General features: G+C 64.6%; 12 protein-coding genes and 1 rRNA gene. 2 read left to right on the top strand and 11 right to left on the bottom strand.

Annotation, left to right across the window (positions count from 1 at the left end; all coding sequences use genetic code 11):
- Nucleotides 1-471: 471 nt before the first annotated feature.
- From ABRP28_RS19565 to ABRP28_RS19550, 4 genes are all read right to left on the bottom strand, one after another.
- Nucleotides 472-1994 (bottom strand): 16S ribosomal RNA (locus ABRP28_RS19565).
- A gap of 458 nt (nt 1995-2452) precedes the next feature.
- A complete protein-coding gene (locus ABRP28_RS19560) occupies nt 2453-6148 on the bottom strand; it encodes a 1,4-alpha-glucan branching enzyme (protein ID WP_350000596.1) in 3696 nt (1231 codons plus the stop codon).
- Between the two features lies 1 nt (nt 6149).
- Nucleotides 6150-7946 (bottom strand): maltose alpha-D-glucosyltransferase, encoded by a 1797-nt coding sequence (gene treS, locus ABRP28_RS19555; protein WP_350000597.1) that lies wholly within the window; start codon nt 7944-7946, stop codon nt 6150-6152.
- A complete protein-coding gene (locus ABRP28_RS19550) occupies nt 7943-9985 on the bottom strand; it encodes an alpha-1,4-glucan--maltose-1-phosphate maltosyltransferase (RefSeq protein WP_350001559.1) in 2043 nt (680 codons plus the stop codon). Before ABRP28_RS19550 ends, treS begins: the two co-directional genes overlap by 4 nt.
- A 192-nt stretch (nt 9986-10177) precedes the next feature.
- Between ABRP28_RS19550 and glgP the strand changes: the two genes are divergently transcribed.
- Together glgP and ABRP28_RS19540 are read left to right on the top strand one after the other, a co-directional pair.
- Nucleotides 10178-12796 carry an alpha-glucan family phosphorylase gene (gene glgP / locus ABRP28_RS19545; protein WP_350000598.1) on the top strand — a complete coding sequence of 873 codons (2619 nt, stop codon included), beginning with the start codon at nt 10178-10180 and terminating at the stop codon, nt 12794-12796.
- 49 nt (nt 12797-12845) lie between these two features.
- A complete protein-coding gene (locus tag ABRP28_RS19540; protein WP_350000600.1) occupies nt 12846-14630 on the top strand; it encodes a thiamine pyrophosphate-requiring protein in 1785 nt (594 codons plus the stop codon).
- Between the two features lie 15 nt (nt 14631-14645).
- Here ABRP28_RS19540 and ABRP28_RS19535 read toward each other — a convergent pair whose 3' ends face one another.
- From ABRP28_RS19535 to ispD, 7 genes are all read right to left on the bottom strand, one after another.
- The gene (locus ABRP28_RS19535; RefSeq protein ID WP_350000602.1) at nt 14646-15002 is read right to left on the bottom strand and encodes a barstar family protein; all 357 of its coding nucleotides are present in this window, start codon (nt 15000-15002) and stop codon (nt 14646-14648) included.
- Nucleotides 15003-15008: 6 nt separating this feature from the next.
- A complete protein-coding gene (locus tag ABRP28_RS19530) occupies nt 15009-15518 on the bottom strand; it encodes a ribonuclease domain-containing protein (protein ID WP_350000604.1) in 510 nt (169 codons plus the stop codon).
- Between the two features lie 45 nt (nt 15519-15563).
- Nucleotides 15564-17675 carry a glycogen debranching protein GlgX gene (gene glgX / locus ABRP28_RS19525; RefSeq protein WP_350000605.1) on the bottom strand — a complete coding sequence of 704 codons (2112 nt, stop codon included), beginning with the start codon at nt 17673-17675 and terminating at the stop codon, nt 15564-15566.
- 106 nt (nt 17676-17781) lie between these two features.
- Complete coding sequence (gene rlmB / locus ABRP28_RS19520; protein ID WP_350000606.1) at nt 17782-18771, bottom strand: 23S rRNA (guanosine(2251)-2'-O)-methyltransferase RlmB; 990 nt, start codon at nt 18769-18771, stop codon at nt 17782-17784.
- 102 nt (nt 18772-18873) lie between these two features.
- The gene (gene cysS / locus ABRP28_RS19515; RefSeq protein WP_350000608.1) at nt 18874-20340 is read right to left on the bottom strand and encodes a cysteine--tRNA ligase; all 1467 of its coding nucleotides are present in this window, start codon (nt 20338-20340) and stop codon (nt 18874-18876) included.
- A 9-nt stretch (nt 20341-20349) separates the two neighbouring features.
- Entirely contained in the window at nt 20350-20865 is a 516-nt protein-coding gene (ispF, locus tag ABRP28_RS19510; RefSeq protein WP_374152896.1) for a 2-C-methyl-D-erythritol 2,4-cyclodiphosphate synthase, read from the bottom strand.
- A gap of 2 nt (nt 20866-20867) precedes the next feature.
- On the bottom strand, nt 20868-21650 hold the full coding sequence (gene ispD, locus ABRP28_RS19505) for a 2-C-methyl-D-erythritol 4-phosphate cytidylyltransferase (protein ID WP_350000610.1): 783 nt from the start codon (nt 21648-21650) through the stop codon (nt 20868-20870).
- Between the last annotated feature and the right edge of the window lie 20 nt (nt 21651-21670).

Below are 21670 nucleotides of genomic sequence, written 5' to 3'. Positions count from 1 at the left end.
CACCGCTCCATCCCGAAAGACAGAACAACAGATCCAGGTTCATATTCTTGGAAATTGCTTCTTATAAAAGATGCTCGCGTCCACTATGTAGTTCTCAAACAACAACCCCAAACCACACACCCCACACACAACCCCCGAAAGGATCACACGCATGATCGGTGCAGCCAGGAAACCAGAAACACACAAACCCGCAAACCCCACCCCACAAAAAAGGGGGCAGAACCCGCGGCCCTGTTGCCTCAGGACCCAACAGTGTGCCAAACACTAAACCACCAACACCCCCCAGCACCTTTCCAGGAACCCCACAAAGGGAGAACCGTACTCAGCACCGGACAGAACCGGCAGCCGCTATTTGTTGATATTCCACCCTTGAGCACCCGCCGCAGAACTAGCGTCTGCGCAACGGGCATATACTCCTGACAAACCCCCACCACCACATACGCGGCATGAAAATTTGTAGGTGCTCCTTAGAAAGGAGGTGATCCAGCCGCACCTTCCGGTACGGCTACCTTGTTACGACTTAGTCCCAATCGCCAGTCCCACCTTCGACAGCTCCCTCCCACAAGGGGTTAGGCCACCGGCTTCGGGTGTTACCAACTTTCGTGACTTGACGGGCGGTGTGTACAAGGCCCGGGAACGTATTCACCGCAGCGTTGCTGATCTGCGATTACTAGCGACTCCGACTTCATGGGGTCGAGTTGCAGACCCCAATCCGAACTGAGACCGGCTTTTTGGGATTAGCTCCACCTCACAGTATCGCAACCCTTTGTACCGGCCATTGTAGCATGCGTGAAGCCCAAGACATAAGGGGCATGATGATTTGACGTCGTCCCCACCTTCCTCCGAGTTGACCCCGGCAGTCTCCTATGAGTCCCCACCATCACGTGCTGGCAACATAGAACGAGGGTTGCGCTCGTTGCGGGACTTAACCCAACATCTCACGACACGAGCTGACGACAACCATGCACCACCTGTAAACCGACCGCAAGCGGGGCACCTGTCTCCAGGTGTTTCCGGTTCATGTCAAGCCTTGGTAAGGTTCTTCGCGTTGCATCGAATTAATCCGCATGCTCCGCCGCTTGTGCGGGCCCCCGTCAATTCCTTTGAGTTTTAGCCTTGCGGCCGTACTCCCCAGGCGGGGCACTTAATGCGTTAGCTACGGCGCGGAAAACGTGGAATGTCCCCCACACCTAGTGCCCAACGTTTACGGCATGGACTACCAGGGTATCTAATCCTGTTCGCTCCCCATGCTTTCGCTCCTCAGCGTCAGTTAATGCCCAGAGACCTGCCTTCGCCATCGGTGTTCCTCCTGATATCTGCGCATTTCACCGCTACACCAGGAATTCCAGTCTCCCCTACATCACTCTAGTCTGCCCGTACCCACCGCAGATCCGGAGTTGAGCCCCGGACTTTCACGGCAGACGCGACAAACCGCCTACGAGCTCTTTACGCCCAATAATTCCGGATAACGCTTGCGCCCTACGTATTACCGCGGCTGCTGGCACGTAGTTAGCCGGCGCTTCTTCTGCAGGTACCGTCACTTTCGCTTCTTCCCTACTGAAAGAGGTTTACAACCCGAAGGCCGTCATCCCTCACGCGGCGTCGCTGCATCAGGCTTGCGCCCATTGTGCAATATTCCCCACTGCTGCCTCCCGTAGGAGTCTGGGCCGTGTCTCAGTCCCAGTGTGGCCGGTCACCCTCTCAGGCCGGCTACCCGTCGTCGCCTTGGTAAGCCATTACCTCACCAACAAGCTGATAGGCCGCGAGTCCATCCAAAACCACAAAAAGCTTTCCACCCCCCACCATGCGATGAGGAGTCATATCCGGTATTAGACCCAGTTTCCCAGGCTTATCCCAGAGTTAAGGGCAGGTTACTCACGTGTTACTCACCCGTTCGCCACTAATCCCCCAGCAAGCTGGGATCATCGTTCGACTTGCATGTGTTAAGCACGCCGCCAGCGTTCATCCTGAGCCAGGATCAAACTCTCCGTTGAAGAAAAACAAAAACGAACACAACATGGCACCACGGGAAAACGCGGCCACCACACTGCAAAATTTGAAACCAGCTGTAAAAACCAGACCACACCACGGGGTGGCGGACCTGGCCAAAACAACCAATCAATAAAACAATTGGTATCAACAAACTTGGCACACTATTGAGTTCTCAAACAACAGACACACCCGGCACCACCACCAGCACTTCTCAGCCGTGGATCGCTCCGGAGCAACTTATCAAACTTACCGGCTGCTCTTCCGCTTGTCAAACCGGCTTCCGCGACTCTCTTCAGCCAGAGGCTTGAGTGTCGGTTTTCCGTCTGACTCCGTGGAGCAGCGCGGAAATAAACTCTACCACCACTTTTTCCGGAGCGCCAACCGGGCGGGGGGAGACGGTCAGCAGGACGTGAAAAAGCCCGGAATCCCGCGGATTCCGGGCTCTCTCACAGGCCAAGGCTTAGCCTGCGGCGGGAGCCCCAGGCTTGAAGTAGGCGGCGCCCAGCGGAGGCAACGTGACGCTGAGTGTTGCCGGCTGTCCGTCCTGCCCCTTGTCCGTTGCCTTCAGCTGGCCGGAGTTGAGGACACCGGACCCGCCATAAGTTGTTGCGTCTGTGTTCAGCACCTCTGTCCAGGCCCCGGCCTCCGGTACACCCAAGGTGTAGCCAACGTGGGGTGCTCCGGAGAAGTTGATGGCACAGACCAGCGGGTTGTTCTCCTTGTCCCAGCGGATGAAGGACAGGACGTTCCGGTCGGCGTCTCCCCCGTTGATCCACTGGAATCCGCCGGGCTCGTTATCGCGGGTATAGAGCGCAGGCGTGGAACTGTAGAGCTCGTTGAGGTCCTTCGTCAGCAACTGGAGGCCCTGGTGTGCCGGGATATCGGCGAGCCACCAGTCGAGCCCGTGCTGTTCGGACCATTCGGCTTCCTGGCCGAATTCCGTACCCATGAAGATCAGCTGCTTGCCCGGGTGGGCCCACTGGTAGGCAAAGAAGGCACGCAGGTTTGCAAGCTGCTGCCAGCGGTCCCCCGGCATCTTGCGGAGCATCGATCCCTTGCCGTGGACTACCTCATCGTGGCTGATGGGAAGCAGGAAGTTTTCCGTAAAGGCGTAGACCATGGAGAACGTGACGGTGCCGTGGTGCCACTTACGGTTGACCGGCTCCTCGGCCATGTACTTGAGGGAATCGTGCATCCAGCCCATGTTCCACTTGAGGCCGAAACCCAGCCCGCCGTGGCTGGTCGGTGCGGTAACGCCGGGGAACGCCGTGGATTCCTCGGCGATCATGACGGCGCCGGGGTGGGTCTTGTACACCGTGGCGTTGACTTCCTGCAGGAAGGAGATGGCCTCAAGGTTTTCCCGGCCGCCGAAGCGGTTGGGCTGCCACTGCCCCTCTTCCCTGGAGTAGTCCAGGTAGAGCATCGAAGCCACAGCGTCCACCCGCAGGCCGTCGATATGGAACTCGTCCAGCCAGTACAGGGCGTTGGCAACCAGGAAGTTCCGGACCTCAGTGCGTCCGAAGTCGAAGATCAGCGTGCCCCAGTCCGGGTGTTCGCCCAGGTTGGGATCCGCGTGCTCGTACAGTGGCTCGCCGTCGAACTGGGCAAGTGCCCAGGCATCCTTGGGGAAGTGGGCCGGGACCCAGTCAAGCAGCACACCGATGCCCGCCTGGTGCAGCGTGTCCACCAGGTAGCGGAACTCGTCGGGGTGGCCGAAACGGGAGGTCGGCGCAAAGTAGGACGTGACCTGGTAGCCCCATGACCCGCCAAACGGGTGCTCGGCCACCGGCATGAACTCCACGTGGGTGAATCCGAGCCACTTGACGTACTCCACCAGCTCCTTGGCCAGTTCCCGGTACCCCAGGCCCAGGCGCCAGGAACCGAGGTGCACCTCGTAGACGCTCATTGCCGAGTTGTGCGGGTCCCGCTGTGCGCGGGCCTCCATCCATTCCTGGTCCTTGAAGGCGTAGGAAGGCTCCACCACCCTCGAGGCGGTCAAGGGCGGCACCTCGGTTCCGAAGGCAAGGGGGTCGGCCTTCTCCACCCAGTGGCCGGCCTTGGTCCTGATTTCAAACTTGTAGCACGCCCCTGCTACAACACCCGGAACGAAGATCTCCCACACTCCTGAGGAACCCAGTGAGCGGAGCGAGTTCTCCCGGCCGTCCCAGGCGTTGAAGTCGCCCTTGACCCGGACAGCCTGCGCATTGGGTGCCCAGACGGCAAAGGAGACGCCGTCCACGTCCCCCATCGCGGACTTGTAGTGTTGGACGTGGGCGCCAAGGACTTCCCACAGCTTTTCGTGGCGGCCCTCACCGATGAGGTGAAGGTCCACTTCGCCCACGGTGGGCAGGTAGCGGTAAGGATCGTCCACGGTGACCGGTTCCGCGCCGGGGTACGTGACGGAAAGCCTGTAATCGGGAACGTGCCCCTGCTGCAGCGGTTCGAGGACGGCAACCCATACGCCGTGGGCCTCATGCTCCATGGGGACCTCACCCGCAGGCGTAAGGACGGAGACTGCTTCCGCGAGGTGCTTCACCGTGCGGATAGTGACGTGGCCGTAATCATCAAGGTGCGCGCCCAGGACGGAGTGGGGGGCGTGGTGTTCACCGTTGGCAATCCTGCCAAGGGTGCCTTCGTCAACCTTCAGCGGAACCCCCGGCCGGTCAGTTTGTGCTGAGCCTGTCATTTCGTTACCTTCCGATGCTGCCCCGGCGGAACCGCCGGCGCCATTGCTGCCCAGGAGCCGCCTGGAGGCGTTCACGGGGATCGCCAGCCAGTCGGGCCTGTTACGCATTTCATAAACTACTTCGTACAGTGCCTTGTCCAGCCACAATGCCACAAAGAGCGGCGACTCCCTGTCCACCGTTCCGGGAGTGACACCCGCATAGCCGGCCAGGAAGGCCTCCGCACAGTCGTCCACCCAGCTTGCCGGCACGTGTGCGCCTTCCTGTTCGCGCTGGGCGGCGCCGGCCGCGTAGTCGAAGGACCGCAGCATGCCCACGACGTCCCTCAGGGGCACGTCCGGGACGTTCCGTTCCTCGACGGGACGCAGCGGTTCACCTTCGAAATCAAGGATGGCCCACCGCGCAGGGCTTCCCGGCAGCCCCGGAACCTGGAGTATCTGGCCGAGGTGGAGGTCGCCATGGATGCGCTGCAGCGGGCCGGCGGCTGCGTGGTCAAGGCGGTCAAGGAGCGCGTTCAACGCGTCATCATAAGGTCCGACGGCGGCACCGGCTTCCGCCCACGCCTGGCGGACCCGCTGGGCTACTGCCGGCGCGATGACCTGCCCAGCCTGCGGTTCGGACGAGTGCCCGAGGGCCTGTGCCAGCCGCTGGTGCACGGTGGCCGTGGCCGCACCCAGGGCGTGTGCTTCCGCCGTGAAGTCGGTACCCGAGCGGGCGGCATCAACGGCAAGGCGCCAGGCGTCGCGTCCGCCGGCCAGGAACTCGTGCGCCACCGCCAGCTCGCCCTGGACGTACCGGGGTCCCTTTGCTGTTGTGGACGCGGGAGCACCCTGGCCGAGCCATTCGCCGCGCACCCAGCCAAGGGTGGCGGGCACTTCGGACGTGCCGGCAGCCGAGAGGGCGGAACCCACCTCAACCTCGGGATTCGTCCCTTCCGAGAGGACGCGGAAGAATTTCACGATGGCCGCGGACTCGCCGTCGTCCACAATGACTGAGCTGTTGGACTGCTCCCCGGACAGCACCTTCACTACGCCGCGGGCGGTTGGCAGCCGGAACTTTCCGGGAACGCGGAAGCCTGCTGCCGTCCCGTTGGGCGCCTTTTCCTCCTGCCGGATGAGTTCCAGCCAGCTGCCCACGAAGTCGGGATCGTGGACGGCGTCGTAGACCCAGGTCCTGGACGGGTCCATCCCGGCGGCCTGGCCAACCAGCGCACGTTCCATCCCGGCTGCAGGCGCGTGCCGGAAACTCAAGGGGACCTGGACGACGGCCGTCCGCGTGCCGCCGTCGGGCGTCTGTGTGGTGACCCGGAGGAGGAACACGGCCAGCCCGGCATGGCCGGACGGGTCTTCCAGCCCCAGGCTGCCAGCTTGGGACACATCAAAGTCGGGCGTCTTGACCGGGAACCAGCGCTGCCGTGGCAGCCATTCCTGGAGCAGGGCGGTGAGGGCAGGGGTGAGGATAGGTTGGTTCATATCAGTTCTCGATCGACAAAATCGGCATCGCCTGCGTGTACGGAGACGATGGGTTGGACGCTGCTGAACGGATCCTCAGCCAGAAGAAATCGTGGCTGCCGAGGGTCAGGGTGAGGGTTCCGTCCCCGCTGATGCCGGGGAACGGCTGGCCGCCGAAGACGTCGCGCAGACCGCGCCCCGCGAACTGCGGGACCCGCAACTGGGCGGCCACCGGATGCTGCGAGAGGTTGAACGCGCACAGGATGGTTTCCCCGTCCGCGCCGGCAGAGTTGTCACTCGGCAGCTCGCGGAGGTAGGCAAGGACGGCGTCGTGGTCAGCTTCGACGTGTTTGAAGGCTCCAAGGCCGAACGCCGGGTGGTTCTTGCGGACGCTGAGGATCTGCCGCGTCCAGCGCAGCAGTGATCCCGAGTGGGCGGACTCCGCCTCCACGTTGGCCATGGCGTAGTTGTACACCAGGGACTGGATGGGAGGCAGGTAGAGCTTGCCTGGATCCGCGTTGGAGAACCCGGCGTTCCGGTCGGGGTTCCACTGCATGGGCGTGCGCACGGCGTCCCTGTCTTCAAGCCAGATGTTGTCCCCCATACCGATCTCGTCGCCGTAGTAGAGGAAAGGGCTGCCAGGCAGCGAGAGAAGGAGCGCGTTGATCAGTTCGATTTCGGCGCGGGAGTTGTCCAGCAGGGGCGCAAGCCTTCGCCGGATTCCGATGTTGGCCCGCATGCGGGGGTCCGGGGCGTACCAGCCCAGCATTGCAGCGCGTTCATCGGCCGTGACCATTTCCAGGGTCAGCTCGTCGTGGTTGCGAAGGAAGGTGCCCCACTGTGCCCCGTCGGGGATAGCCGGGGTGTCCTGCATGGTTTCGATGATGGGGGCGGCCTTCTGGTCCCGCAATGCGTAATAGAGGCGCGGCATGATCGGGAAGTGGAAGGCCATGTGGCACTCGGGCTCCTCCTCCGTTCCGAAGTACTCCACCACTTCATTCGGCGGCTGGTTGGCCTCGGCAATGATGACCCTGCCGGGGTAGCTTTCATCCACCATGGTGCGAAGCTTGCGGAGGAACTCGTGCGTGGCCGGAAGGTTCTCGCAGTTGGTCCCTTCCTCCTCAAACAGGTAGGGAATGGCATCGGCACGGAAGCCGTCAATGCCCTGGTCGAGCCAGAACCGGACCACATCGAACAGCGCCTCGATGACCTTGGGGTTCTCGAAGTTCAGGTCGGGCTGGTGGCTGAAGAAGCGGTGCCAGAAGAACTGGCGGCGGATGGGATCGAAGGTCCAGTTGGACTCCTCGGTGTCCACGAAGATAATCCGGGCGTCCTGGTACTTCTCGTCGGTATCGCTCCAGACGTAGAAGTCGCCGTATGGGCCGTCAGGGTCCTTGCGCGACTCCTGGAACCAGGGGTGCTGGTCCGAGGTGTGGTTGAGCGGCAGGTCGATGATCACCCGCACGCCCCTCGCGTGGGCCTCCGCCACCAGGCGCTTGAAGTCGCTGATGGTGCCGAACTCGTCCAGGACCGAGTTGTAGTCCGAGATGTCGTAGCCGCCGTCGCGCAGGGGTGACTGGAAGAACGGCGGCAGCCACAGGCAGTCCACGCCCAGCCACTGCAGGTAGTCGAGCCTGTCGATGAGGCCGGAGAAGTCGCCGGACCCGTCGCCGTTGGCATCCGCGAAGGCCCTTACAAGTACCTCGTAGAACACTGCTTTCCGGTACCACAGCGGATCATGCTGCAGGCCCGGGGCATTTAACTCAAACGTGCTCTTAGGGGTGAAATGCTGGCCCGAACCTTGCGGGTTGAAATTCACTGATGCATTCTCCTCACGCGCAGGATGTGTGCGGGCTCGACATGCGGGTCAAGGCGGACGTAGTTGTACTCGCCCCATTCCCAGCTTTCGCCGGAAATGAGGTCATCCACGTGGAAACCTCCGTTGTGGGTCAGGTCCTGGGGGTCGAGTTCCAGCGCGGGCAGGTCAAGCGAGACGGTGGACTCCCTGGTTCCGTGCGGATCCACGTTCACCACGATGATGAGGGTGTCCTTGGACCCGTCCGGAAGGGTCTTGTGCTTGGAGTAGACCACCGTGGCGTCGTCGGTGCTGTGGTGGACCGTCAGGTTCTGCAGGTCCTGCAGCGCCGGGTGGGTATGCCTGATCTCGTTGAGCCTGGTGATGTAGGGGGCAAGGGTACGGCCGGAGTGCGCCGCGGCGTCCCAGTCACGTGCCTTGTACTCGAACTTCTCGTTGTCGATGTACTCTTCCGCGCCGGGGCGGGCCACGTGCTCGTACAGCTCGTAACCGGCGTAGACGCCCCACAACGGGCTGGCCGTGGCGGCCAGGGCGGCCCTGATCTTGAACGCCGCAGGCCCGCCGAACTGCAGGTATTCCGTGAGGATGTCCGGGGTGTTGACGAAGAAGTTGGGGCGGAAGAACGCCGGCGACTCGTGGCTTACTTCCGTGAAGTACGCCTCGATTTCCTTCTTGGTGTTGCGCCAGGTGAAGTAGGTGTAGGACTGCTGGAACCCTGCGCGGCCAAGGGCGTGCATCATGGCCGGCCGGGTGAAGGCCTCGGCCAGGAACACCACTCCGGGAACCTCTTTGTTGACCTGTGCAATTAGCCATTCCCAGAACCAGACGGGCTTGGTATGCGGGTTATCCACGCGGAAAATCTTTACGCCGTGGCTTACCCACAGCAGCACAATCCGCAGAATTTCCTTTGAGAGGCCCTCGGGATCATTATCGAAATTGAGCGGATAAATGTCCTGGTACTTCTTCGGGGGATTTTCCGCGTAGGCGATGGAGCCGTCCACGCGGGTGGTGAACCACTCGGGATGGGACTGCACCCAGGGGTGGTCCGGAGCGGCCTGGAGCGCGAGGTCCAGGGCAACCTCCAGGCCCAGCCCGTTGGCCCGCTCCACGAAGGCATCAAAATCATCGAAGCTGCCAAGGTCCGGGTGGATGGCGTCGTGGCCGCCTTCCGCGGCTCCGATGGCCCAGGGTGACCCGGGATCGTTCGGGCCTGCGATCAGAGTGTTGTTGGGACCCTTGCGGTGCTGCACGCCGATCGGATGGATGGGCGGCATGTAGATGACGTCGAAGCCCATGGCTGCCACAGCGTCAAGCCGCTGGGCAGCGGTACGGAAGGTCCCCGAGGTCCAGGCGCCCGTGGTGTGGTCCTTGACGGCGCCTTCCGAGCGGGGAAAGAACTCATACCAGGCGCCGCGTCCGGCCCGGTCACGCTCAACCAGCAGGGGGAAGCGCCGGGAGACGGTCACCAGTTCACGGATGGGCTGGTGCGCGACAACGCCGGTGACCGCGTGGCTGAATCCGGCCCCGAGGCGCTCCTCTGTGCTGAGGGAAGGGTCCGCCAGCTTGTCCGCAGCCTCTCGGAGGACGCCCCTGTCCCACTCGCTGCGGGTGTCGTCACCGGCCGCCTCGCCAAGCAACGCGGACCCTTCGGCAAGCATCAGCTCCACATCGATGCCGGCTTCCACCTTCACCTCGGCATTGTGGTGCCAGGTGCCGTAGCGGTCGTGCCAGGCTTCGATCGCGAAGGACCAGTCGCCGGTTTCCGACGGCGTGAGCACGCCTTCCCAGCGGTCCGTCCCCATGCCGCGTTCCCCGCGCGGCGGAGCGAGCCGTACCCGCTGGCGTTCGTTGCCCTCGGGGTCAAAGAGCACGGCGCTGACACCGAGCTGGTCATGGCCCTCGCGGAAGGCTGTGGCTCCCACCACGATCCCTTCGCCCGGCAGGGCTTTGGCAGGGAATTTGCCATCCTCCACGACGGGCTGCACGGCGGTGATCGGAAATCGTCCGAACCGCAGCCCCTCAGTGATGAGGCCCTTCGACATTTTCATTGATGCGGCACTGGTTCCTGATTTAGTCGTCACAAGCTCGACGTTAGCGAGAAATGACCGGGAATGCTAAGGCTGCGCACTAAATCCGGCGCGCCAACCGTCATTTCCCCGGCGCCAACTGTCATTTACCCAAAAGAAACCCGAAGCTGGTTCCAGCCGTGCATGTTGTCGGTTAGTGTGACGCAGGTGAAGGCAATCCGCAGATTTACCGTCCGTACAGTCCTCCCCGAACCGATCCGCCCGCTGGCCCGCCTGGCAAGCAACCTGCGCTGGTCCTGGCACCGCCCCACGCGGGAACTTTTCGAGGGGTTGAACCCCCGCCTCTGGAAAGAAAGCGGACAGGATCCGGTGGGCTTCCTGGGGATGGTAAGCCGCGAGGAATTCCAGCAGCTCGCTGCGGACCGCTCCGTGGTGGAACGGGTGCGGGCAGCGGAGCAGGACCTGGACCGCTATCTTGAGGAACCGCGCTGGTACCAAGGCCTCGGCCCCGATGCGCCTGCCTCCATCGCCTACTTCTCCCCGGAGTTCGGCATCACCGAGGTGCTGCCGCAGTACTCCGGCGGCCTGGGGATCCTGGCCGGCGACCACCTTAAGGCAGCCTCGGACCTGGGCGTGCCGCTGATCGGCGTGGGCCTGCTGTACCAGGCAGGCTACTTCAAGCAGTCTCTCTCCCGGGACGCGTGGCAACAGGAGACCTACCCGGTGCTGGACCCGGATGGCCTGCCGCTCACCCTGCTGCGCGAGCCTTCCGCGGATGGCATAGGTCGTCCCCTGCAGATCGCCCTCCCCCTGCCCAACGGAAGGCGCCTGCTGGCACACATCTGGCGCGCCGACGTCGGACGCGTTCCCCTGCTGCTCCTGGACTCCAACGTGCCCGGCAACGATGACGCGGCCCGCAGCATCACCGACCGCCTTTACGGCGGCGGCGGAGACCACCGGCTGCAGCAGGAACTGCTGCTCGGCATGGGCGGGGTCAAGGCGCTCCGCGCCTTCCAGCAGCTCACCGGCACCGCCGCTCCGGAGGTGTTCCACACCAATGAAGGGCACGCCGGCTTCCTGGGCATCGAACGCATCCAGGAACTCATGGCCGGGGATCAGGCCCTGTCATTCGATGAAGCCCTTGCCGCAGGGCGCGCGTCCACTGTCTTCACCACGCACACGCCCGTTCCCGCAGGCATTGACAGGTTCGAGATCGCCCAAATCCACCACTTCTTCCAGGCCGGCCTTGCGCCGGACGTGCCCATTGACCGCATCCTGGAGCTGGGGCGCGAGAACTATGCCGAGGGCAACCCCTCCGTCTTCAACATGGCTGTCATGGGCCTTCGCCTGGCACAGCGCGCCAACGGCGTAGCCAAGCTGCATGGCGAAGTGTCGCGCGGCATGTTCTCCGCACTGTGGCCGGGCTTCGACCACTCCGAGGTGCCCATCACGTCGGTGACGAACGGCGTGCATGTGCCCACCTGGGTGGACAGCCGTATCTCCAAGCTTGCCCGGGACCAGTTCGGCAGTGAAGCCGAAGCCAACGGCCGCTGGGACCTGGCCTACAACGTTAGTGACGCGGACGTGTGGGCGCTCCGCCGGGACATGCGGTCGGCACTGGTTGACGACGTCCGCCTCCGCCTCCGCGCTGCCTGGAAGAAACGCGGGGCGGCCGATGCCGAGCTGGGGTGGACGGACAAAGTCCTGGACCCGGACATCCTGACCATCGGCTTTGCCCGGCGCGTGCCCACCTACAAACGCCTCACCCTGATGCTGCGCGAGCCGGAACGTCTCAAGGCGCTCCTCCTGCACAAGGAACATCCCATCCAGCTGGTCATCGCGGGAAAGTCCCACCCCGCCGACGACGCAGGAAAGAAGATGATCCAGGACCTGGTCCGCTTCACGGACGATCCTGCCGTCCGGCACCGGATCGCCTTCCTGCCCAACTACGACATCGCCATGGCACGGACACTGTTCCCGGGCTGTGACGTCTGGCTGAACAACCCGCTGCGCCCCCTGGAAGCCTGCGGAACCTCCGGCATGAAGGCCGCGCTCAACGGGTCGCTGAACCTGTCCGTCCTGGATGGCTGGTGGGACGAGATGTACGACGGCGAGAACGGCTGGGCGATTCCCACCGCCAACAACGGCGCGTCCCCCGACGAACGGGACGACATTGAGGCAGCCGCGCTCTACGAGCTGCTGGAAACGCAGGTTGCCCCGCGCTTTTACGGCAGCACGGTGTCGGCGGGTGCGGGTGCTGCGGGACCTTCGACGTCGGAGGCCGAGAAGGTGCCCACCCATTGGGTCTCCATGATCAAGCACACCCTCTCGCACCTCGGACCGGCAGTCTCTGCCGAGCGCATGCTGCGCGACTACGTGAATATCCTTTACCGTCCGGCGGCGGAAGCGGGGCGGAGCGCCTCCGCCAACTCCTACTCGCAGGCACGCACCCTGGCGGCCTGGACTGCGAAGGTTCGTTTGGCCTGGCCGCTGGTGCACGTGGAGCACGTGGACTCCGTGGGGGTGTCCGAGGATCCCCAGATCGGCGACATCCTCCAGGTCAATGCGTATGTGGCGCTGCACAACCTCACTCCCGGGGACGTAGCCGTCGAAGTGGCATACGGCCGGGCCGAGGAAAGCGACAGCCTGACGGACATCACGGTGATGGAGCTGAAGATGCAGGAGGACCTGGGCAGCGGGCGCCATCTGTTCAGCGGTTCCTTGGTGATCGACCGCTCGGGACCGTTCGGCTACACCGTCCGGGTCCTGCCGCGGCACGACGCCCTCGCCTCCAAGGCCGAGCTGGGACTGATCGTCAACGCGTAGAGGATCGCCGGAAGCATAGACCGAGTGGCTGACCGCCCGGGAGGAACCCATGACAGACCGCACCGTGTCCGACCTCATCGTGGAGCGCCTCAGCACGTGGGGGGTCAGCCGGGTCTTCGGCTACAGCGGGGACGGGATCAACGGCTTCATGGGGGCCCTGCGCCGGGCCGAAGGACGCATTGAGTTCGTGCAGGCCCGGCACGAGGAGACGGCCGCCTTCATGGCCGTGGGCCACGCGAAGTACACGGGCGGGGTGGGGGTGGTCACCTCCACCCAGGGACCGGGCGCCGTCCACCTCTTGAACGGGCTTTATGACGCCAAGCTCGACGGCGTGCCGGTGGTGGCGATCGTCGGGCAGCAAAGCCGCACGGTGCTGGGCTCGGCCTACATGCAGGAAATCGACCTCATGTCCCTGTTCAAGGATGTGGCGGCCCAGTTCGTCCAGCAGGTCAACGCCCCGGAGCAGCTGCCCATGGTCCTGGACCGGGCTTTCCGCACCGCCAGGGCCACGTCCTCGCCCTGTGTGGTCATTGTGCCGCATGACATCCAGTCCGCTCCCGCGCCGGACCTGGAGCAGGAACACGGGATTGTGGTGACCGCACCGACGTGGAGCACCTCGGCCAAGACTCCCGGGGAGCAGGACCTGGAGGCCGCGGCAGCCCTCCTGAATTCCTCGCAAAGAGTGGCGCTGCTGGTGGGCCAGGGAGCCCGGCGCGCTTCCAAGGAGGTGGTGGCGGCCGCTGAAAAACTCGGCGCCGGCATAGCCACCAGCCTGCTGGGCAAACCTTATGTGGACGAGACCCTGCCCTTTGCAGCGGGCACCATGGGACACCTCGGCAGCACCGCCAGTGCGCACTTGCTGGGCAACTGCGACGCACTGCTGATTGTGGGCTCCAACGATCCCTGGACCGAGTTCTATCCGCCGCCAGGTGCAGCGCGCGCTGTCCAGGTCGACATCGATGAACGGAAGATCGGTAACCGGTATCCGGTTGAGGTGGGCCTGGCCGGTGACGCCGTCCTGGCGCTCCAGGCCTTGATCCCAAGGCTTCGGCCACGTTCCCGGGGGCAATGGCAAACGGACGTGGAGCAGGAAGTTGCCCGCTGGCGGGCCTTGGCCGCGGAACGGGCCGCCGTGCCGGCAATCCCGGTGAACCCCGAGCGGGTTGTTCGGGAGTTGAACGGCCGGCTGCCCGGCGATGCCCTGGTGAGTGTCGACGTCGGCAGCTGCGTTTACTGGTATGCGCGGCAACTGGTGCTTCCGCCTGGCGTTCCTGCCCACCTGTCGGGGACGCTGGCCAGCATGGGATGTTCGCTCCCCTACGGCATAGCGGCAAAACTCGCCCACCCGGACCGGCCGGTGGTTGCGCTGGCCGGCGACGGTGCCATGCAGATGGCGGGCATCGCCGAGCTGGTGACAGTGGCCCACCGGTGGCGGCAGTGGGCGGATCCCACGTTTGTGGTCTGCGTATTCAACAACCGGGAACTCACGGAGGTGACGTGGGAACAGCGGGAGTCCGAGGCCGAACCACGGTTCGCCGCAAGCCAGGAGCTTCCTGACTTCCCGTTCGCCGGCTACGCCGATCTGTTGGGCCTTACAGGCATCCGGGTAGAGGATCCGGAGCTGATCGGGGACGCCTGGGAACGTGCCTTCGCGGCAGACCGCCCCGTGGTGATCGAAGTACTCACGGACCCCGAGGTCCCCCTCCTGCCGCCGTTCCCCGCGGGCAGGGAGAAGGCGGAGAACATGCGTAAAGGCCTGGCGGCAGAGGACGACGGCGGCCGGGCAGCGGAGCTGCTTGGCACCTACGTCTCGCATGAGGAGGGCGGCGGGTAGGGTCCGTCCGGCTGGCTAGAGCAGGACGGCGGTGACTGCGAGGTCTTTCCCGGCGTAGCGTTCAGCATCCTGGAGGATTTCGCACAGGATGCCGAAGGACCTGTCGCTGCGGAAAGGAGCGGCCACCAGCCACAGGACGGTGACGGGAGGATTGCCGTTGTCCGTGATGCTGTCCGCAAAGTCGTGCAGTGAATCGTTCAGCGCATCAAGGTTCACGCCGTAGTGCTCGGGAAAGTCCAGGACCTCGCCGAACGCCTCCAGGACGGCTTTCCTGCTGTCCGCAGCCGGGACCACCAGGCTGCGGCGGCCGGCGTCGGCCACCTGCTCCTGCAGTTCCTCCAGGGTCCAGGTGTCACCGGAGTAGATCTTCATGTTTGCTCAGCTGCCTTCCGCGATGAACTTAAAGGACTCGTAATGGTCGTCGGTGTAGTACTTGTCGCCGCCGGCGCCGGCTACGATGCGGCGGGCGCCCCTGTCCTGTTCGCCAGGGGTTGGCACGGTGTACTCCCGGTAATAGCCCCTGTCCCGCCGCGGCAGGATGCGTTCGAAGTTGCCGAACGTCTGGTCATCCTGGCTGTAGCGGTACGGTCCGCCGGCGCGGATCAGGTTGAGTACCCTGCGGCCCTCGGCAGGAAGCGCAGACTCACGGACCTCCGGCAGCCCGGAAGAGTTCTCCGGTGCCGGCGCGGGCGGAGCCGGCGCCGACGGGGGCGGAGCAGGTGCCGCCGGCGTTCCGGAAGCGGCACCCGGCGCAGGCTCCGCGGTGGAGGCGGCCTCCGGCGTCGTACTTTCGGTCAGCTGGCCCAGGAACCCGTTGCCGCCGAAAGCAAACAGGGCCAGTACCACCAGGCCGGTTAGCAGCAAGGGCAGGATGGAGCGGTTGCGCATTCTTGTTGTCCCGGGAGTTAGGTCGATACAGCTGGGTCTATGACGCTAGGTGCGGTAGATGCTGATGGAATGGGCCTCGACGAGGTCCTTTTCGCCCGAGGCGACGCGGCCGCCCTGGCGCAGGTCGTGCAGCGGCGAGGTGGTCAGGCGGAGTTCGAACATCTGCGGGTGGGTGCCTTTTGCGGTGACCAGGGGCAGCGTGATCCGGACGTCGGAGTTGCTGCCGTTCACCACCATCAGGCCGGCGAGGGCGCCATTGTCGGATCCGAGCAGGAGCTGCACCACCCGGTGGTGGGGATCGTTCCAGCGTTCCATGGACATGGGATGGCCGTCCTGGTCGAACCAGTGGAGGTATGACTGCTCGTCCCGGACCGGGAAGTCGTGGGGCTGCGCGGCGAGGAACTCCTTGCGCAGCCGGATGTAGCGTTTGGTGCTGCGGAGCATTTCGTGGGATTCCGGAGTGCGTGTCCAGTCCAGCCAGGCGATGGGGTTGTCCTGGCAGTAGGCGTTGTTGTTTCCCTGCTGGGTGCGCGCCAGTTCATCGCCGGCAGTGATCATGGGCACGCCCAGGGAGATGAGCAGCGACGCCATCAGATTGCGGCGGGACTGGGCCCTTTTAGCCAGGATGGCGCCGTCCTCGGTGGGGCCTTCGACGCCATGGTTGTAGCTGCGGTTGTCGCCGTGCCCGTCCCTGTTCTCCTCGCCGTTGTCCTCATTGTGCTTGCGGTCGAACGAGACGAGGTCATTAAGCGTGAAGCCGTCGTGGGAGGTGATGAAGTTGACCGACGCCAGGCGGGAGCGGCCCGAGGCCTGGAAGAGGGCCGCGGAGCCGGACAGGCCGTCCGCGAGCTTGGCCAGGGACCCGCCGTGGCCCCCCGCTTCCAGGGCAGCCCGGTCAGCGAGCCAGAAGGACCGGAGCGCATCCCGGAAGTGGTCGTTCCAGTCAACCCAGCCGCCCGGGAACCGCCCGGTCTGCCAGCCGCCATAGCCCACATCCCACGGCTCGGCAATCAGCTTGACGTCCGACAGGACGGGATCCGCGGCGATGGCGACGAGGAAGGGGTGCCGGGGGTCGAAGTCGTTGGAAGCGTTCCGGCACAGCGTCACGGCGAGGTCGAAGCGGAAGCCGTCGATGTGGAACTCATCCACCCAGTACCGAAGGGAGTCCAGGACCATCTGGACAACGCGTGGCTCACCGAAGTTCAGGCTGTTTCCGCAGCCCGTGGTGTCCACGTACTTTCCGTGTCCGTCCGTCCGGTAGTACGCCTGCTCACCCAGCCCGCGGAAGCTGATGGTCTGGCCGTCAGGACCGCCCTCGGCTGTGTGGTTGTAGACGACGTCGAGGATGACTTCCAGCCCTGCGGCGTGGAGGAGTTTGACCATTCCCTTGAACTCGTCCTGGACGGCCTGCGGGCCGGCTTCCTGGGCTGCCCGGGTGGCGTAGCCGGGGTGCAGGGAGAAGAAAGCCGCCGTGTTGTAGCCCCAGTAGTTGGTCAGTCCCAGGTCCTGCAGGTGGGGTTCATCCAGGTGGAAGTGCACCGGCAGAAGCTGGACCGACGTGATTCCCAGGCTGGTTAGGTGCTCGATGATGGCAGGGTGGGCCATGCCGGCGTACGTGCCGCGCAGTTCCTCCGGAACATCCGGGTGGAGCATGCTTTGTCCGCGGACATGTGCCTCATAGATGATCGTGTTGCGCCACGGCAGCCTGAGGCGTTCGTCTGTTCCCCAGTCGAAGTCCCCCGCCATGCGCACGCTGGTCAGGAAGCCATCGCGCTGGTCCACGGCCCTGCCGTAAGGATCAAGCAGAAGCGGCTGGCCGCCGTCGTCATCAACGTCCGCGGTGGGCACGGCAAAAGGCAGCGACTGCTCGCTGGACGCTGGACGGAAACCATAGCGGGCTCCGTATGGCAGGTCCTCAACGATCCCGTGGTGGACCCCATGCGTGACGTTGGGCAGCGATTGCAGCTTCCACTCCCCGCCAGGGGCGATATACGCGATTTCCAGGCTGGAGATGCCCGGTGCATAGCAGGCCACGTTGGCACGCCCGCCTGCCCGGTGGCGTGAGCCCCCCGAATCAGCGCGCGGAACACTCACACCGAGTGGAGCGGCCGTGGAGGCGTCCATGGTGGAAGCAGTGTCGAAGAGCGGCATGACCATCACCTAAATATTAGCCGCCAGCGGCACGTGACCTGCCCGGACGCCGTGGTTGCGCCGGGTACTGCTAAGCGAAGCGGGCACTGCAGTGCGCAGTACCCGCCGGCTCCTATTTGGTGGCCCGCTGCCGGGAGACCTCGTAGAGCGAGATGCCCACGGCCATGGAGGCATTCAGCGATTCCATGGCGGAATCAATGGGGATGGACACGATCTGGTCGCAGTTCTCGCGGACCAGCCTGCTGAGGCCCTTCCCCTCCGAGCCCACCACGATGCACACGGGTTCGGTGGCAAGCGTCAGGTCAGGCAGGGAAACGTCGCCGTCGCCGTCCAGGCCCAGGACGAAAATCCCCATGTTCTTGAACTGCTTCAAGGCGTTGTTGAGGTTCGATGCCCGGGCCACGGGCACGCGGACAGCGGCGCCGGCACTGGTCTTCCAGGCCGAGGCGGTCACACCCACGGAGCGGCGTTCGGGGACGATGACGCCATGGCCGCTAAAGGCGGAAACCGAGCGGATGATGGCGCCGAGGTTGCGGGGATCGGTAATGCCGTCCAGCGCCACGAAAAGCGGCGCGTTGCTGATGTGCCCCTTCTTCCACTTATCGACTGTGTCTTCAGCCAGTTCGTAGGCATCCTGGTAGTCGTACGGCGGAATCTGCAGCACCAGGCCCTGGTGCACCGCGTCATCGGTCATCCGGTCAAGTTCGGGCTTTCCGGTTTCCATCAGCGGGATGCCGCGTTCAGCGGCGAGCTTCAGCGATTCCTTGACGCGATCGTCCATCTCGATGCGGATGGCGACGTGCAGCGCCTTGGCCGGGATGCCGGCACGCAGTGCCTCCACTACCGAGTTGCGGCCGGTGACGACTTCCTCGGTGGCGCGGCCCTTGGGTCCGGACTTGGCCGCTCCCGCGCTGCGGGCACCCGGGTTGCGCTTCGCTGCGGAGCGCTCCGAGAGCTGCTTGGCCTTGTGGGCCTTGTGGTAGGGGCGGTCCTCCGCTTTGGGCGTGGGGCCCTTGCCTTCCAGGGCCTTGCGGCCGTGGCCACCGGTCCCGATGGTTGGGCCCTTCTTCGCTTTAACCGATCGGCGACCATTGTTGGCCATTGTGTTCCACCCTTGATTGTGTTGACTGAGTCTGCCTACCAGTCTACTGAACCAGGAAAAATCGCCTGCTCTGTGCTCAGCGGTTGCTTGCGGACTGCCCGGTCAGTCCCGCTTCAGGCTCCAGGTGGGACCCTCGGGTCCGTCCTCTACAACCACGCCGGCGGCGGCCAGGGTGTCCCGGATGGCATCCGAGGCGGTCCAGTTCTTGTCGGCACGGGCTGCGGCGCGGGCTGCGAGTTGGGCTTCTACGAGGACTGACAACGCAGCTGATTCCCGCATGTCCGCGACGGCGCCGGAAGCAACGTCGTTCAGGCCGAGGACGCGAAGCATGTCGTGGACGTGGTGCAGGGCCTGCCGCGCTTCCTCCAGCTTCCCGTCGGTCAACGCAGTATTGCCGGACCGGACCATTTCATGGAGCACGGCCAAGGCCTGCGGCACGTTGAGGTCCTCGTCCATGGCGCGTTCGAATTCTTCCGGCACGGTCCCGTAGGTGGCGAAGCTGTAGTCGCCGCCGCCGGACAGCGCCCGCACCGCACGGCTGATGAACCCGTCAATGCGTTCGACGGCGGCCGCTGCCTCCTGCAGGGAGGTGGGACGGTAGTCCAGGACGGAGCGGTAGTGTGCCTGGCCCAGGTAGTAGCGGACTACGCGGGGGGAGGCCACTTCCAGCATTTCAGCGGGGCTGATGGTGTTGCCAATGGACTTCGACATCTTTTCGCCCTCGTAGGTCACCATGCCGTTGTGCATCCAGAAGCTGGCGAACGGGTGGCCGGCGGCCTGGGACTGGGCCATCTCGTTTTCATGGTGCGGGAAGCGCAGGTCAAGGCCACCGCCGTGGATATCGAACTCGGTGCCGAGGTATTTGGTCACCATTGCAGAGCATTCCAGATGCCAGCCCGGCCGGCCGGCGCCCCACGGGGAAGCCCAGCTCGCCGTCGTCGGTTCTCCCGCCTTGGACCCCTTCCACAAAGCGAAGTCGCGCGGGTCCTTTTTCCTGTTGCTGAATTGGGCCTCAACGTCCGGCGCCGCCTGCATATCGTCGATGTTCTGGCGGGTCAGTGCGCCGTACTTGCTCCAGGAACGGACATCGAAGTAGACGTCTCCCGAGCCGTCCGGGGCAGGGTAGGCGTGGCCGCGGTCGATCAGCTGCTGGATGAGGGCGTGCATCTCGGGGATGTGTCCGGTGGCGCGTGGCTCGTATGTGGGCCGGGAGACACCGAGGGTGTCGTAGGCCTTGAGGAACTCCTGCTCATAGCGGTAGGCCAGGGCCCACCATTCCTCTTCCCGCACCTCCCCCGGTTCCGGCTGGAAACCTTGGGCGAAGGAGGCCTCGGACTTGGCCAGGATCTTGTCGTCGATGTCCGTGACATTCCGGACCACCGTGACCCGGAAGCCGCGGTAGGCCAGCCAGCGGGTGAGCTGGTCGAAGGCAATGGCCGAGCGGATATGGCCCACATGGGGCATGCCCTGCACGGTGGCCCCGCAGTAGTAGAGGCTGGCCTTGCCCTCGACGAGGGGCACGAAGTTCCGGACTTCGGCGGAGGCAGTGTCATAGAAGCGCAGGGTCACCGCTCCAGATTAGCTGATGGGAAGGGGCGGCCTTGGATACACCAAAGCGGTAGCCACCGCCGAGATGCCTTCGCCCCGGCCGGTGAATCCAAGGTGGTCGCTGGTGGTTGCCGTGACACTCACCGGCGCGTCGGCTGCATCGCTCAGGACTTGCTGCGATTCCTCCCGGCGCGGACCGAACTTGGGCCGGTTGGCAACGAACTGGACCGCTATATTGCCGATCTCAAACCCGGCTGCGCGGACAATCCGAGCAGCCTCGGCCAGCAGCGTGGTTCCCGCGGCGCCGGCGAACTCCGGCCGGTCCGTCCCGAAGTGCGTGCCGAGGTCACCCAGCCCTGCGGCGGAGAACAGCGCATCCGCGGCCGCATGCGCTACGGGGTCCCCGTCCGAGTGCCCTGCGAGACCGCGCTCGCCCGGCCAGAGCAGACCGCCAAGCCATAGCGGACGGGGCTGGTCCTCGGTGGCGTAGGCGTGCACATCCAGGCCAATGCCGGTGCGGGGGATGATCATTTCGGCACGTTCCATTGCTAGCCTTCCACCCAGCGCGCACCCAGCGGGCCCTCCAGAAGCCCTTCGGCGAAGATCAGGTCCAGCGGAGTGGTGATTTTCAGGGACTGGGTGGACCCCCTCACCACGTGGACCGGGATCCCGAGCATTTCCACGAGCATGGCGTCATCCGTGACGGCTGCTGAGCTTTTCTGGTCGAGGCTGCGCGCAGCCTCGTGTGCTTTCAGCAACGTCTCAAGGTGGAAACCCTGGGGCGTCTGCACTGCGCGGAGTTCCTCGCGGGGCGCTGTTCCGGTCACAACCTCCGGCGCCAGGCTGGCGTCCTTGCCCGAGGTGGCAGCGACGGTCTTGACGGTGTCCACGACCGCGACGGCGGGAATGACGGCTGCGGCGCCGGCAGCAAGGGCGTCGGTGACACGGTGGAAGACGGACTCGGGGGTGAGGGCGCGGGCGGCGTCGTGCACCAGCACCGCTTCAATGCCTTCCATCAAAGCGGCCATGCCGGCGCGGACGGAATCTGCCCGGGTGGCGCCGCCATCCACAATGGAAAGGAGCGGCCCGCCGTCCGCCAGTTCCTGCCGGAAATCCTCGCACAGCCGGCGGAGCGTGTCCTCTCCGGGCGGCAGGGCGACGCACACCTGGCTGCCGGTTCCGGACGCGACAATGCCGCGAAGGGCATGCATCAGGATTGGTTCACCGCCCAGCGGGACCGCTGCCTTGGGGATGCCGTAGCCCAGCCTCTGCCCTGAACCTGCTGCCACCAGGATCACTGCGGTGACCGGGCGGGTGGGTGTTTCGCTCATGCGGACTAGCCTACGTCCCT

The sequence above is a fragment of the Pseudarthrobacter sp. WHRI 8279 genome, from assembly GCF_040224115.2.
Lineage (GTDB): Bacteria > Actinomycetota > Actinomycetes > Actinomycetales > Micrococcaceae > Arthrobacter.
This window is presented reverse-complemented; position numbering and strand designations above follow the sequence as displayed.

Coding starts and splice junctions, on each gene's coding strand:
- ABRP28_RS19560 (WP_350000596.1), bottom strand. CDS start 6,148: ATGAACCAACCTATCCTCACCCCTGCCCTCACCGCCCTGCTCCAGGAA.
- ABRP28_RS19550 (WP_350001559.1), bottom strand. CDS start 9,985: ATGTCGAAGGGCCTCATCACTGAGGGGCTGCGGTTCGGACGATTTCCG.
- ABRP28_RS19540 (WP_350000600.1), top strand. CDS start 12,846: ATGACAGACCGCACCGTGTCCGACCTCATCGTGGAGCGCCTCAGCACG.
- ABRP28_RS19535 (WP_350000602.1), bottom strand. CDS start 15,002: ATGAAGATCTACTCCGGTGACACCTGGACCCTGGAGGAACTGCAGGAG.
- ABRP28_RS19530 (WP_350000604.1), bottom strand. CDS start 15,518: ATGCGCAACCGCTCCATCCTGCCCTTGCTGCTAACCGGCCTGGTGGTA.
- glgX (WP_350000605.1), bottom strand. CDS start 17,675: ATGGTCATGCCGCTCTTCGACACTGCTTCCACCATGGACGCCTCCACG.
- rlmB (WP_350000606.1), bottom strand. CDS start 18,771: ATGGCCAACAATGGTCGCCGATCGGTTAAAGCGAAGAAGGGCCCAACC.
- ispF (WP_374152896.1), bottom strand. CDS start 20,865: ATGGAACGTGCCGAAATGATCATCCCCCGCACCGGCATTGGCCTGGAT.
- ispD (WP_350000610.1), bottom strand. CDS start 21,650: ATGAGCGAAACACCCACCCGCCCGGTCACCGCAGTGATCCTGGTGGCA.